The organism is Mycobacterium sp. smrl_JER01 (assembly GCF_048513595.2).
In the GTDB taxonomy this organism is placed as follows: domain Bacteria; phylum Actinomycetota; class Actinomycetes; order Mycobacteriales; family Mycobacteriaceae; genus Mycobacterium.
This window is the reverse complement of record NZ_JBLXXK020000003.1, coordinates 25,960-39,143: the sequence shown is the minus strand read 5'-3', so window position 1 is coordinate 39,143 and position 13,184 is coordinate 25,960. Positions and strand designations below refer to the sequence as shown.

General features: G+C 64.3%; 9 protein-coding genes and 4 pseudogenes. 4 read left to right on the top strand and 9 right to left on the bottom strand.

What is annotated here, in order from left to right:
* Positions 1 to 399: 399 nt before the first annotated feature.
* From ACNUDN_RS29640 to ACNUDN_RS29630, 3 genes are all read right to left on the bottom strand, one after another.
* On the bottom strand, positions 400 to 3,414 hold the full coding sequence (locus ACNUDN_RS29640) for an MMPL/RND family transporter (RefSeq protein ID WP_419125297.1): 3,015 nt from the start codon (positions 3,412 to 3,414) through the stop codon (positions 400 to 402).
* 50 nt (positions 3,415 to 3,464) lie between these two features.
* Positions 3,465 to 3,899 carry a DUF6188 family protein gene (locus ACNUDN_RS29635; protein ID WP_419124348.1) on the bottom strand — a complete coding sequence of 145 codons (435 nt, stop codon included), beginning with the start codon at positions 3,897 to 3,899 and terminating at the stop codon, positions 3,465 to 3,467.
* Positions 3,900 to 3,999: 100 nt separating this feature from the next.
* Positions 4,000 to 4,593 (bottom strand): TetR/AcrR family transcriptional regulator, encoded by a 594-nt coding sequence (locus tag ACNUDN_RS29630; RefSeq protein WP_419124347.1) that lies wholly within the window; start codon positions 4,591 to 4,593, stop codon positions 4,000 to 4,002.
* A 161-nt stretch (positions 4,594 to 4,754) separates the two neighbouring features.
* On the opposite strand from ACNUDN_RS29630, the gene ACNUDN_RS29625 reads away from it, so the two are divergent.
* Positions 4,755 to 5,411 (top strand): TetR/AcrR family transcriptional regulator, encoded by a 657-nt coding sequence (locus ACNUDN_RS29625; RefSeq protein ID WP_419124346.1) that lies wholly within the window; start codon positions 4,755 to 4,757, stop codon positions 5,409 to 5,411.
* Between the two features lie 323 nt (positions 5,412 to 5,734).
* On the opposite strand, the gene ACNUDN_RS29620 is transcribed toward ACNUDN_RS29625, so the two are convergent.
* The gene (locus tag ACNUDN_RS29620) at positions 5,735 to 6,229 is read right to left on the bottom strand and encodes a hypothetical protein (protein WP_419125407.1); all 495 of its coding nucleotides are present in this window, start codon (positions 6,227 to 6,229) and stop codon (positions 5,735 to 5,737) included.
* A gap of 269 nt (positions 6,230 to 6,498) precedes the next feature.
* On the opposite strand from ACNUDN_RS29620, the pseudogene ACNUDN_RS29615 reads away from it, so the two are divergent.
* Positions 6,499 to 6,780: pseudogene (locus ACNUDN_RS29615) on the top strand (hypothetical protein); the annotation flags it as partial.
* A gap of 126 nt (positions 6,781 to 6,906) precedes the next feature.
* Positions 6,907 to 8,226, top strand: a complete 1,320-nt coding sequence (locus tag ACNUDN_RS29610) for an IS256 family transposase (protein WP_419121378.1) — start codon at positions 6,907 to 6,909, stop codon at positions 8,224 to 8,226.
* 348 nt (positions 8,227 to 8,574) lie between these two features.
* Here the strand turns inward: ACNUDN_RS29610 and ACNUDN_RS29605 are convergent, their stop codons facing one another.
* Together ACNUDN_RS29605 and ACNUDN_RS29600 are read right to left on the bottom strand one after the other, a co-directional pair.
* Positions 8,575 to 9,708, bottom strand: a complete 1,134-nt coding sequence (locus ACNUDN_RS29605) for a sigma-54-dependent transcriptional regulator family protein (protein WP_498450175.1) — start codon at positions 9,706 to 9,708, stop codon at positions 8,575 to 8,577.
* 108 nt (positions 9,709 to 9,816) lie between these two features.
* Positions 9,817 to 10,029: pseudogene (locus ACNUDN_RS29600) on the bottom strand (acyl-CoA dehydrogenase family protein); the annotation flags it as partial.
* Positions 10,030 to 10,098: 69 nt separating this feature from the next.
* On the opposite strand from ACNUDN_RS29600, the pseudogene ACNUDN_RS29595 reads away from it, so the two are divergent.
* Positions 10,099 to 10,224, top strand: a pseudogene (locus tag ACNUDN_RS29595) (transposase); the annotation flags it as partial.
* Positions 10,225 to 10,235: 11 nt separating this feature from the next.
* On the opposite strand, the pseudogene alr reads toward ACNUDN_RS29595, so the two are convergent.
* The 3 genes and pseudogenes from alr to ACNUDN_RS29580 all read right to left on the bottom strand — a co-directional run.
* Positions 10,236 to 11,393, bottom strand: a pseudogene (gene alr / locus ACNUDN_RS29590) (alanine racemase); the annotation flags it as partial.
* Between the two features lie 95 nt (positions 11,394 to 11,488).
* Positions 11,489 to 11,875, bottom strand: a complete 387-nt coding sequence (locus tag ACNUDN_RS29585) for a Rid family detoxifying hydrolase (RefSeq protein WP_419125405.1) — start codon at positions 11,873 to 11,875, stop codon at positions 11,489 to 11,491.
* A 16-nt stretch (positions 11,876 to 11,891) separates the two neighbouring features.
* Complete coding sequence (locus tag ACNUDN_RS29580) at positions 11,892 to 13,133, bottom strand: NAD(P)/FAD-dependent oxidoreductase (RefSeq protein ID WP_419125404.1); 1,242 nt, start codon at positions 13,131 to 13,133, stop codon at positions 11,892 to 11,894.
* Positions 13,134 to 13,184 lie beyond the last annotated feature (51 nt).

Genomic DNA, 13,184 nt, shown 5'->3' with positions numbered 1-13,184 from the left:
CTCTAATGAGGACCACGTTCAGGTCGTTGCAAGTCCGTCTGTTTTAAAGAAACGAGAGTGATCACAGCCTGTCTCGGCTGCCGGGTAGGGTCACCTCCGCGCCTTGCGTGTACGCCCGCAGTTGCACGGTCGCTACCCGGTTGAAAAATCGATGGGTGAGGCCGCTTGGCGTGGCGACCGATTCGACGACGAACCGCTCTTAAGGTCTCTCACGCCGTCCCACAAGGCGACGGCTGCGCCCGAGCACGATCACCAGATGCATAAAAGTCCACTAGATCAGCTTGAAGGAACGTACAGTCGTCGGCCCACCACCGCCGAGGCGAACGTCGCGACCATCGGCAGCATCGTGGGTCACCGAGTTCCTCGACCGCTGCACACTGTAGGCCTCGGTGTCGGGGGCTAGCCGGATCGAATGGTGATGGGGCGGTGTGGCCACCAGCTGGCCTCGCGGAGCAGGACGGCGATGGCGGGGACGGTGAGCGTGCGCACGATGAAGGTGTCCAGCAGCAGGCCGCAGCCGATGATGAATCCGGCTTGGATCATGATGGCGATGGAGCCGACCATCAGCCCGAACATGCTGACCGCGAAGATGATGCCAGCTGAGGTGATCACCGATCCGGTGGTGGCCACGGTGCGAAGGACCCCGACGCGGAAGTTACGGGTGGATTCCTCCTTGAGTCGCGACACCAGCAGCATGTTGTAGTCCGCGCCCACGGCGACCAGGACGATGAACGCCAGTAGTGGTACGGGCCAGGCGATTTCGTAGCCTAGTCCCCATTGGAAGACCAGCACCCCGATGCCCAGCGATGCGGCGTAGTTGAGCACCACGGTGCCCAGCAGGTAGAGCGGGGCGAGCAGTGCGCGCAGCAGCAACACCAGGATCAGACCCACGACGAGGAGGGTGGAGGCGGCCAGCTGGATGAAGTCGGCGGTCAGCAGGCGCTGAATGTCGGAGTTGACCGCCGGGAATCCGGCAACCGAGATTCGTGCCTCCGCCAGCGAGGTGTTGGGCCGGGCGCCCTCGGCGACGGCGACCATTTCGTGGGACAAGTTCACGGCGGCCGCGCTGTAGGGGTCGTTGCTGGATTCAATGAGGAACCGGGCGGTCTTGCCGTCACGGGAGAGGAATTGTTTGGCGACGTCAGCGAACTGTCGATTCTCGAAGGCGTCGGGAGGCAGGAAGAAGCCGCTGGCGGAGTCGGAGCCGGTGCTGGCGCGCGCCGAGTTCTGCAGCTGGGTGGCGATCTGGCTCATCCCGCTGAGCATCTCGATGTTGCTGTCAGCCAGGGTGTGCACACCGGTGGCCAGAGCTTGGGCGCCGGAGGCGAGTTGGCTGATGCCGTCTTGGAGTCGGCGGATGTTACCGGCCAGGTCGGCGGGGTCACCGAGTGCGCCGAACGCGTTGTCCAGCGAGGTGACCGCGGTCTGGAAGCTGGCCACGGTGTCGGCCACGGATGCGTTCTCGCCGAGGTGATCGCCGAGCCCGGCGACCTGGGTGAAGAACCCGGCGTTGCGCAGCGTCGCGAGGACTTGGACTTGGTCACGGAGTTGGGCGCACTGCGGTGTGGTCGCGCACCACGGCGAGGTGTTCAGGGCGCCCACCAGGGGGTCGATGGTGGCGATGGCGCCGTCGGCCTGCTCGGCGAGGGGGCGCAGCCCCGGACCAGAACGCAGCGCCCGGTCGACCGCCGGTGCGGTGGCCGAGAGTTGGTTCAGTAGCGGCCGGAACTGGTCCACCTGTTGTCCGGCGGTCTGGGCCTGGTCGAGGATTCCCGTCAGTGGGGTCAGGGCGGTCCGCAGGGTGGTATCGAGTTGGGCGAGGCCGCCGGCGAGTTGGTCGGCGCCGCCGGTGAGCTTGGCCAGGTCGTCCTTGCGGGCGTTGCCGTCGTCCACCGCGCTGGCCATCTTGTCGCCGATTTGTCCGTTCTGCCAGCCCAGTTGGGCCTGTTCCAGGCGGGCTCCCGTGGGGCGGGTGACCCCGGACACCTTGGACACGCCGGGGATCTGCGCGATGCGCGAGGCCATCTCGTCGAGGTCGGCCAGTCCCATGCCGGTGCGCATGTCGGTCGGAGACTCCACGAGGAGGAATTCGGAGATGACGATGTCCTTGCGGAAGTGCCGGTCCAACAGCTGATAGCCCTCGTTACTGGCGGTGGTGTCGGGTTGTCCTTTGCGGTCGTCGTAGCTCAACGTGATCGTCATGGCGACCGCTGAGAGTGCCAGCAGGATGGCCAAGCTGACGAGCAGCAGTGGCACCGGTTTGCGCACCACCGCCACGGCCACCGAGTTCCAGTAACGCCGGGTGCGGTCGGACTTGGGTTCGCCGATACCGCGTTTCGCGGCCAGCGACAGCACCGGTGGCAACAGTGTCACGGTGGCGGCGAATCCGACCAGGACGGCTACCGCGCAGGCCGGTCCCATCCCGGCGAACACGCTCAAGTTGGCGAACACCATGGCGGCGAACGCCAACGCGACCGTGGCGGCCGAGGCCAGGATGACGCGGCCGATGCTGGCGGTGGCGTGTTCCACCGCCTGATCGGGGGCGACCTGCGCCCGGCGTTGTTCGTGGTAGCGGCTGATCAGGAAGACGGTGTAATCGGTGCCGGCGCCCAGCAGGATCGCCGTCATGAAGGCCACGGTGAACTGCGACACGGGCATACCCAGCTCGCCGAGTGCGGAGAGCAGTCCGCGCCCCACGGCCAGGCTGATGCCGATCACCAGCAGGGGCAACAGCGCGGTGAACACCGACCGGTAGACGATGAGCAGGATCAGCGCGATCAGCCCCGCGGTGGCGATGGAGATGAACAGCAGATCGTGTTCGGCCTCGGCGATCTGGTCGCTGAACGTCGACGGCGGCCCGGTGACCTTCGCCGTCGTCGACGAGCCGTCGAAGGCCTCGGCGACGATGGCGCGGACCGCGGTGACCGACTCGGCGGCCGCAGGGTCACCGAGCGTGCCGGCCACCCCGACCGGCAGATACCAGGCCTTGCCGTCCTCGCTGAGCGCCTGAGCGGCGGTCACCGGATCAGCCAGCAGGTCCTGAACGAGAAGCACGTGCTCGGTGTCGGCCCGCAGCCGCGACACCAGGTCGGTATAGCGTTGCCGCGCCGACGGCGTCATGCCCGACTGGTCCTCCATCGCCACAAACAACATGGTCTTGGAGCCCTGCTCGCCGAAGGCCTCGCTCATCCGGTCGAGGGTCTGGAAGGACCCGACATCCTGCGGGATCAGCTGCACCGACTGCTTCTGCACCACCGTTTCCAGTTGCGGGAACAGCAGGGCCAGAATCACCGCCAGTCCAACCCAGGCGCCGATCACCAACGCCTTGTGCCGCACAGTGAAACGAGCCAACGCGCCGAGACGCTCGCTGTATTCGCCGGAGGTCTTGGCAGCCGAAATGGCGCGTTCGCGCAACCGAGTAGCGGCGTCGTCGTTGTGCGCGTCCGCTTCGTTGCCGTCGACGCTCAAGGGCGCACCGCAGGGCGGTCGGCAACCAGGTCATTCTCGGGCACATCATGGCGCACGACGCGGACCCGGCCACCGGGTAGACAGGCCATGTAACCGTGGCGTTTGCCGTACAGCTCCCACGACGTGAAGCACTCATCGGGAGCCACCGTGACGCCGTAGCCGTTGGAGAACTCGACACGCAGGGTGCCGTCATCGTCGCAGCTGGCAAGCGTGCACACGCTACCGGCGAAATTCAGCAACGGACGCTGATGATCCGGCACGTCATTCGGATCGACGATCACGTCTTCGGCCGGATACGCCCCCACCGGGGGCAGTGACAACCTCAGTGGCCGTGTGACGACCAACTCGTTGTAGTCCTCGAGATTGAGCACCAAACCGCCGACCAAGCTGACGCGCTGGACCTCGCAGGCTTCGATCCACTGGGTGATCATCAGACCTCTCTCGCCGAGCAACGGCAACGATACTATCAGTATCGGTACGCTACCGATAGTATCGTTCTCGTAACATCGCTTCGAAATGCGTTCTGCACGGCTACTCCTTGTCGCTGACGACCAACGCGACGCTGCGCTCCAGTCGGAGCGCGACGTCCTCGGCGGACATGCTGTGCCGGACCCAGGCGATTAGGCTGGCCAACCAGATATCACTGACCAGGGCGGCCAGCCTGTGATGTCTTGGGTTCGGTTCCCCGCCAGCGATTGCCAGCCCAATCAGGTGCTCGATGACCCCTGCCGCGCGGTCCACCTCCGCGCTTGCGCTGTCATCGGCGAACACGAATGCGCGGGTCACGGCCTCGGTCAGCGCAGGCCGAGCGCGCCATTCCTGACACAGGCGAGTGTTCAACTGCGCCAAACGTATTCGTGATGTTTCCGCTGTGGCGGTCCAGTCTCGTTCAGCGCCAATACGTTCGAATTCACGCGCCAGGACGGCTACCAGTACGTGCGGCTTCGACGGGAAGAAGCGGTAGAGGGTGCCGACCGCGATCCCTGCGCTATCGGCAACTGCGCGCATCTTCACCGCGTCGTATCCGCCACTGGAAGCGATCGTCGCGGTGCAGTCAAGGATGATCTCTCGCTTACGGAGCGCCTCGGCGAAGCGATCTTCTTTGATCGATTCGGCTGTCGTCATCGGCGGTCCTCGGCCTCTCGCGGGGCGGGCCAGTCGAGGGTGCGGCGCACGCCGACGCGACCAGCCACGATTATGGGACGCGCAGTATCGCTACGCTACCGTTGGTACCATAACCTGATGCGAGTCGGAACGGCCATACAATTCAGTCGACGGATACGGCGTTGAGCGAAGACGCATCGCCCGACGACGACGCCGATCCACGCCGCGCGCGGTCACGAACCCGTCTGCTCGACGCCGCGGCTCATCTGCTCAGCACGGGCGGGGTCGAGGCGGTCACGATCGACGCTGTCACCAAGGCCTCGAAGGTCGCGCGAACCACCCTCTACCGCCATTTCAACAGTTCCTCCCATCTTCTCGCTGCCACCTTCGAGCGACTCCTGCCCCAGGTCACCCCACCGCCTCCCCGCTCAGTTCCTCTGCGAGAGCAGCTGATCGAACTGCTCAGCCGTCAGGCATCGCTCTTCGCCGACGCGCCCCTTCACCTCACCACCCTGGCCTGGCTATCCCTGGGGCCTACGCCCAGCAGTGGGGACGAGGCCGGCCACACCAACACACTGCGAACGAAGGTCGTCGACCAATACCGACAGCCGTTCGACGCCATCCTCCAGAGCCCCCAAACGCGCGACGAGCTTGACGACTTCGACATCGAACTCGCTATGTGCCAACTCGTCGGACCACTCGCGTTCGCACGCATGACCGGACTCCACACCATGAGCCGGCACCACTGCGAACACATCGTCGATGACTTCCTCAAAGCACATCGACGCGTGCGCCCCGGAGGCCAGTCAGCCTCAGCCCGCGATTCCTCACCAAAGTAGACAGATCAACGCAGACGCCAGGCCGTGATTTTCGCGCCTGGCGACTGTGAGTTGTAGCGGCGGCAATCTATCCGTCTCGTTTCTAGAGAAAGAGACAGCCAATCGGCGACCAGCCCTCCGGTCCATCGCCCCAGATCGAGGGCGCGTCAGGGAGCGTCTCGTTTCTTGTCTCACAGCGATTGTCCCGAATCTCCGACGTCAGTTGGGCAATGAGACAGCACGCAGCGCCACCAGCGCCGTCGGTTACATGTACACCAAGGAACAGCCGCGTCCTCCGCGGCTTACACATGTCTTCAACGGATCGAACTGCTCAAACATCCCGATCAGCGCGGCCCGTTACAGATAACTGCTGACGAGCGGTCGATTTGAAGTGTGGGGCGCAGAATGCCGTTGGCGAACTCGAAGCCGACGACGTAGGGCTGCCAGCACGTCATTCCCGCCGTGCACTCGAAGGACTGCCATGATTGGTCGGTTCCCATGCCCCAGTTCATTTTGATGTATGCCTCTGCCTCGCGGGCGATGTCAGCGTCGGTCAACCCCTTGGGTTCGGGTGCCGCCTCGGTGGTGGGGGCTTCCGACTCCTCGGCGGCTTCGGGCTCGGGCTGAAGCGGAGTAGCGGGCTCAGGGGTCTCCGACTCGCTGGTGGTCGGCTCGCTGGTCGTCGGCTCGGTGAACGTGCCCTTTCCCTCGTCTTCGGCGGTGTCCTCACCGACGAGCAGTCCCAGGATCACCATGGCGACGAAGAACACGCCCACACCGATGAGCAGCTTCTTCCACAACGCCATTTTGTTCGTCGCGGCGGTAGAACTGTCAGACACTGTTTTCCTCCCTGATGAACTGCGTACTCATCTCATCCAACCTGACCATTAATTCGGTGAACGGAAGGGGTGGTGTGTTGCTACTTCGTTTTGTGCCAGGTGATGGCGTACCGCCATAGCGGGAGCCTGGCCCGTCTCGATCACCAAGCGGGCCGCCTGCTCCCGAAACTCCGGGGTGTACTTCTTCCGCTTGCCCGACATACGGACATCCTTCCCGCGGGACCAGCAGTCCCACCAGTCAGGTGTCCACCATCAGGGGGCAACCCCACCACCGCGAGCAGAGTTTCGGGTTTGCGGTGCCGCACACCATCACCCGCCGCGCACACCCGAAAGCCCGACCCGAGACCGTCGAGACCCCACCGCCAACGACAGGGATTGATTACCTGGCGTTGACCGCCGCTGCCCATCATGAGCAACTGCGTGAGGACGAACGTATCGGTTATCACGCCCTCTACGGAACCGACGCCGACGGCGACCAGGTTGCCGGTCAGCTCTCGATCACCGACCTCACTCCTGCCGAGGACGCCCGTGCGGTCAACAACGAGCAATGATCGAAACCTGTGGATGAGCCTCGGTGGGGCGGCGTGAAAGTGGGCGCACCTTCCCGAGGATGATCTTCACGGAATCAGGTATTCGATCAAGACCGGCGTTGGCGCGCTGGTTGGGAAGGTACGCCCATGCTCACGGTAGTTCACGATGCCCAGGACGCCAACGGCGATGCCGGCGGTGCTGGTCGGTCGTTGTTGGATGAGATTGTCCGCGACGGGGCTCGGCAGATGCTGGCCGCGGCGTTGCAGGCCGAGGTCGCCGCGTATGTGGCGCAGTTCGCCGATCAGCTCGACGACAACGGCCACCGCCTGGTGGTGCGCAACGGCTATCACAAGGCCCGTGAGGTGCTGACCGCCGCCGGCGCGGTCGAGGTGAAAGCGCCTCGGGTCAACGACCGCCGTGTCGACCCCGACACCGGCCAGCGTCGGCGGTTCTGCTCAGCGATCCTGCCGGCCTGGGCGCGTAAGTCCCCGCAGATCAGCGAGGTGTTGCCGCTGCTGTACCTGCATGGGCTCTCGACCAGCGATTTCACCCCGGCGTTGGAGCAGTTCCTCGGCTCGGGGGCGGGGTTGTCCGCGTCAACGATCACTCGGCTGACCAGCCAGTGGCAAGACGAGGCCCGCACGTTCGCCGCCCGCGATCTCTCGGGCACCGATTACGTGTATCTGTGGGTCGACGGCATCCACCTCAAGGTCCGCCTGGACCAGGAAAAGCTGTGTCTGCTGGTGATGCTCGGGGTGCGCGCTGATGGCCGCAAGGAGCTGGTGGCGATCACCGACGGGTACCGGGAATCCACCGAGTCGTGGGCTGATCTGCTGCGCGACTGTAAACGGCGCGGCATGGCCGCCCCGGTGCTGGCTGTCGGTGACGGTGCGCTCGGGTTCTGGAGGGCGGTGCGGGAGGTGTTCCCGGCCACCAAAGAGCAGCGCTGTTGGTTCCACAAGCAATCCAATGTTCTTGCCGCACTACCGAAAACAGCGCATCCGTCTGCGTTGGCGGCGCTCAAGGAGATCTATAACGCCGAGGATATCGACAAGGCGCAGCTTGCGGTCAAGGCGTTCGAAGTCGACTTCGGCGCCAAGTACCCGAAAGCGGCCGCCAAGATCACCGACGACCTCGACACCTTGCTGGAGTTCTACCATTATCCGGCCGAGCATTGGATCCATCTGCGCACCACGAATCCGATCGAAAGCACCTTCGCCACAGTGCGTTTGAGAACCAAGGTGACCAAGGGGCCGGGGTCACGGGCGGCTGGTCTGGCGATGGCCTACAAGCTCATTGACGCTGCCCAGGCTCGATGGCGCGCCGTCAACGCCCCACACCTGGTCGCTCTCGTCCGCGCTGGCGCGGTCTTCCACAAAGGCAAACTGCTCGAACGTCCCGCCGACATCACCCCGCCAACAGCACCGTCAGACGGCGATCAGCACACCGGAACGGAGGTCGCCTAAAACACCCCGATCCACAGGTATTGACAATTCCTCGTCAACAACCTCGCCCTGCACGCCCTGACTGCCGCGTTCGCCTCCGGGCATTCCATCGTCGGGGAGAAGTCCGCCCGCATCGCCATCAGCGAAACAGCAACCGACTGAACCCAATCCGCATCACCACGACGACCACCACGTCAACAAGGCGAGGAACCCGTCACCAAGATCACCAACGCCCCGCTCGCCACAGGCGAGCGGGGCGTTCTCATCAGTACATCGTCATCAACGCCGATGACGCCGACATCCTCATCCACAGCGATGGCCAACAGAGCCTCATCGGAGCAAGGCTGGCTGTACGGAGCGTCAGGTGAGTTACGGGGGCCCGGGAGCGGACCAGTTAGACCGCGCGCGCATCCGCAGCGCCCGCCAAGCGGCGGCGTCGTTGCGCGCGTCAGGTAGCTCGAGCCACCGACGGAGCAGGTTGACATCTCCGGACGCTACTACGGCGTCACGGATGGTTCGGGAGAGCTCATTACGCAGTTCTGAAATGACAGGAGATTGAGAGCGCGGCAGCAGCGGGCCAGAGTAATGGGAGAGCGCGTACGCCACCTCACCAAGCGTCAACGCCTTGAGGACGGTGTCTATGTCGCTTACGACTGGGCGACATAGACGGTACGGAGACGACCGGATGATGTTCGCTCCCACGATGCGACGAAGGCGCGACATCTCCGCTCGGACGGTCACCGGGTCGAGGTCGCGTTCGTCCAGTAACACAGCGAACTCTTCAGCGCTGAGCCCAGTGTCATGTCGGCTCAACAAGAGGAGCATCTCTGCGTGCCGCCGAGTCAGCGGAGCCACTAATCGATTGCCCTGGGAGTCAGTCGCCTTCCAACATGGTCGGCCTGTCAGTACCTCGATGCGAGGGTCCGACAAAGGGTTGACCGCTGCAGGAGATGAGTGCAAGCCAATGCGCCCTTCAACGGCAAGGGCCGTGGCCCGCAGGAGCGCGATGATCAGAGGCGATGCCGCCGTTGAATCGCCCGTGACATCTATGGCTCCTAGTTGAGCACCTGTCCTAACATCATGGAACGGTACCGCGCTACAAGTCCACGTCCGCGCCGTCTCCACGTAGTGTTCCGTGCCGCGAATCTGAACCTCACGATCTAGGAGGAGAGCAGTGCCTGGCGCACTGGTTCCGACGGCCGTCTCACTCCAATTCGCGCCGCGCTCGAAATTCATCGCCTCGGCACGTCGGCGCGTAGCAGCGTCGCCTTCTACCCACATCATTGTGCCATCAGTTGCGAAGAGTGCCACGATGATATGCGCGTCGGCGGTTGCGTCAAGCATCAAGGTCCGGACCACTGGCTTCGCCAACTGCAGCAGTTCCGGGGACAGGTCACCAGTGGTGAGCGACTCAGGAGCGCGACCGGCGGGATCGACGCCAGCGGCGCGACTCCGGCGCCAACTGTCGACCACGAACGATCGATCGATGGGACGGGCCTGCATACCACTTCCTGATTAGTCCGAAGCTTTTGCGGCCACGTGAAATCCGCAGCCGCTGTTCATCGTGCAATTGTAAGACGAAGCCAGCCGCGTAACGCCTACAGGCGATTCAATCGGCTCGGGAGTTCCGGTGCCCGTCAAGGCCGCTGCAGCAAGGGCCGGTGCCCAGGATGGACAGCGCGATACCCGCGTCACCCCAGAACGGTTCCTCGAACACGTCAACATGCCAAGCCCGCTGGGTTCAGCGGCCTGCTGAGCGAACAGTTCGGGGGGGGAGAGAGACTAGAGGCCCACCTTGGCGGCTTCCTGGATCACCGGCCACGGCGGTCTGGGGTGCCTGGGTCGTCACGGACAGTGATCCTTCGTAGGGTTTGTTTACTGCAGGAGGAAGTTGTGTCTCATTCACGTCGAAAGTTTTCGCCTGAGTATCGGGACGAGGCGGTGAAGCTGGTATTGGATTGTCCCGATAAATCGATCGCCGCTACGGCGCGAGATTTGGGGATCAACGAGGGCACCTTACCGGGGCAACCGCCTCCCCGGTATCTGCGAGTTAGCCGCCCCCGTGGACTGCTGACGATCTCGTAGCTGATGGTGTCCAACGCATCCGCCCAGTCCTGCGGGCGTAGTTCGCCGGCATCGCCGGGCCCGAACAGGATCGCCTGGTCGCCGACGGCCACATCGTGGTCGGTGCCGATGTCGACCACCAACTGGTCCATACAGATCTGGCCGACGCTCGGCCGTCGTTTGCCGTTGATCAGGACTTCGAGTCGACCGCTGAGGCTCCGGAAGACGCCGTCGGCGTAGCCGATCGGGAGGAGTGCAACATTGGTATCCCGCCGAGCGATCCAGGCATGGCCGTAGGACACGCCCTCTCCCGCCGCCATCGGCTTGACGAGCGCGACCGGGCAACTCAGGGTCATGGCCGGGATCAGATCCATGTCACCCCGTTGCGGGAGCGGTGTCTGACCATATACGGCGATTCCGGGGCGGACGAGATCAAACGCCAGGTCCGGTCTACTCATAGTGGCCGCTGAATTCGCCAGGTGGACTATCTCGTAGTTCACCCCGAGGCGCTTGGCTTGCGCGCGCATCTCGACCAAGCGTTGGGCCTGAATGTCGTTGGCGGGATGGGTCGGATCGTCGCCGTGGGACAAATGGGACATCAATCCGTGTACTCGTATCGCCCCGGCTGCCGAAGCCCGCGCCACCGCAGTCAACAATGTCGAATATTCTGCTGCCCCAGCGCCGTTGCGATTCATACCGGTGTCGACTTTCACCGTGACCGACGCCGTGATCCGGGTACGGTACACCGCTGCCAAGAGCTCGTCGAGTTGGCGAGCGGAGGAGATCGCAACCTGCACATCCGCACGCAGCGCTGCCGCGAAATCCGGGCCGGGAGGATGCAGCCAGGCCAATACCGGGGCGGTGACTCCGCCATGGCGCAGCGCCAAGGCTTCGCCGAGGGTGGCGACGCCAAGGCTGCCGGCGCCGGCCGTCAGTGCGGCCTGCGCCACTCGCACAGCGCCGTGACCGTACCCGTCGGCCTTGAGGACCGCCATCACCGCGGCGGAGCCAGCGTGCTCGCGCAACAGGCCGACGTTGTGCGCAATGGCGTCGAGGTTGACGTCGATATGTGGTCCCGAAGCTTCGATGAGGGGCGCGGGCGGCCGGCTCGCGTGGGCGTTCATTGCGGTGGGATCATGCCAATCTAACTAGTCGCGAATCGCGAAAACTGCTGTGCCGGCCAGCTGTTTCTGGACAACTGGCCGGCTCATCGGAATCGTCAGGGCAGTGCGACGATCGCGTCGATCTCCACTGTGGCCCCCAACGGCAATGCGGCAACTTCGATCGTGGTCCGAGCTGGACAGCGCGCCTCGAAGAATTCGGCATATGTGGTGTTGATATCGGCGAACGATCTCAACTTGGTTGTATATACGGTCATCCGTAACGCTCGGTCCAGATCAGTTCCCGCGGCTTGGCACACCGCTGCCAGGTTGGTCAGGCATTGACGGGCCTCGGCGGCGATGTCGGTTGCGTCGATCGTGCCGGTGGCGGGGTTCAGTGGTAGGGAACCGGAGCAGTACAGGACACCGCGGTGCGCGACGGCCTGAACGTACGGGCCCACCGCTGCGGGAGCGGCGGTCGAAGCGATGCTGACAAGTTCGGTCATCGGGGTTGACTTCCTCTTAGCGGAGGGGGTTGACGGCGTTGAGCGCGCCCGGGGTGCGGCCGGTCGTCATTTGTTCGGCCAAAAGCTTTCCGGTGACCGGGCCCAATGTGATGCCCCACATGCCGTGGCCTCCGGCGATGAAGACCCTGGGACTGGTCGTCCGCCCGATCAGCGGAAGACCATCAGCGGTGCACGGACGTGCTCCGACCCACTCGTCCTCACGCTCGTCGAGATGCGCGCCGGTCAGCAACCCGGCGGCGGCGTCACGCAGTACCCGAATGCGCCGAGGGTCCAAGGGGGCTTCGACGTCGCGGAATTCCATCATTCCGGCGATCCGCAGACGGTCACCGACCGGCGTGCAGGCCACCCGCTGGGTGGGGAAGTAGACCGGGCCCCGGGGCAGGTTGTCGACCTTGACCGTGAAGCTGTATCCGCGGCCGGCCTGCACCAGGCGTTTGACGCCGTAGGGCCGGACCAGTTTGTTGATCCGGGCACCGGTCGCCACCACCACGGCGTCGTAGGGCCGTCCGGCGATCCGCACGCCACTGGCACTGGCGTCGATGTGATCGACAGCTGTATCGCGCAGGATGGTGCCGCCGCGAGCGATGACGGCGTCTGCGACCGAGTGAACGAAGGCTGACGGATTGAGGAACCGCTCATCGAGAATCTGGATGGCGGCCGTGATGTCGGATGACAACGCGGGCTCCTGCGCCCGTGCGCGGGCTCCGTCCAGCAATTCGAAGTTGACCGTCTGGCCCGCCGCCCGAATGTGGCGGATCTCCTCCACCAACACCTCGCGGTCGGCCGCGCTTCGGTAGGCCGCGATGAAAGGGAGTGCGGGAGCTGACTTTTCGGTCAGATCGAGCTCCATCTCATCGAATGCCGCCAGGGCGTCGTTATTGAGTGGGATGAGGGCCTTCATGGCCTTCTCCCACCGCTTGGCGGTGCTGTTGCGGGCGAACTGGAGAAGGAACTGAAGCAATTTGGGGTTCGCACTGGGCGGCACGTACACCGGCGATGAGTGGCTCAAAAGGGCGCGGACGCCGTACTTCAGGACGGCGGGCTCAGGTAATGGGGTGGCGATACTGGGTGTCAACCAGCCGGCGTTTCCCCAGCTTGACCCGGCAGCGACGTCGTCGCGGTCGATGACAGTGACCTCGACGTCACGTTGCTGTAGATGCCAGGCCGTGCACAGACCGACCATGCCGGCTCCGATGACGGCGACTCGCTTCAACGGGACGGAGTTGTGCGTGTTCACGGCTCAAATCCTCTGTCCTGCAGTTCGTTGTGGCCATGTTGGGAACTGACA

What these genes read in the sequence shown, in the direction of transcription:
- ACNUDN_RS29635 (WP_419124348.1), bottom strand. Translation starts at nt 3,899, where the DNA reads ATGATCACCCAGTGGATCGAAGCCTGCGAGGTCCAGCGCGTCAGCTTG.
- ACNUDN_RS29630 (WP_419124347.1), bottom strand. Translation starts at nt 4,593, where the DNA reads ATGACGACAGCCGAATCGATCAAAGAAGATCGCTTCGCCGAGGCGCTC.
- ACNUDN_RS29610 (WP_419121378.1), top strand. Translation starts at nt 6,907, where the DNA reads ATGCTCACGGTAGTTCACGATGCCCAGGACGCCAACGGCGATGCCGGC.
- ACNUDN_RS29605 (WP_498450175.1), bottom strand. Translation starts at nt 9,708, where the DNA reads ATGCAGGCCCGTCCCATCGATCGATCGTTCGTGGTCGACAGTTGGCGC.
- ACNUDN_RS29585 (WP_419125405.1), bottom strand. Translation starts at nt 11,875, where the DNA reads ATGACCGAACTTGTCAGCATCGCTTCGACCGCCGCTCCCGCAGCGGTG.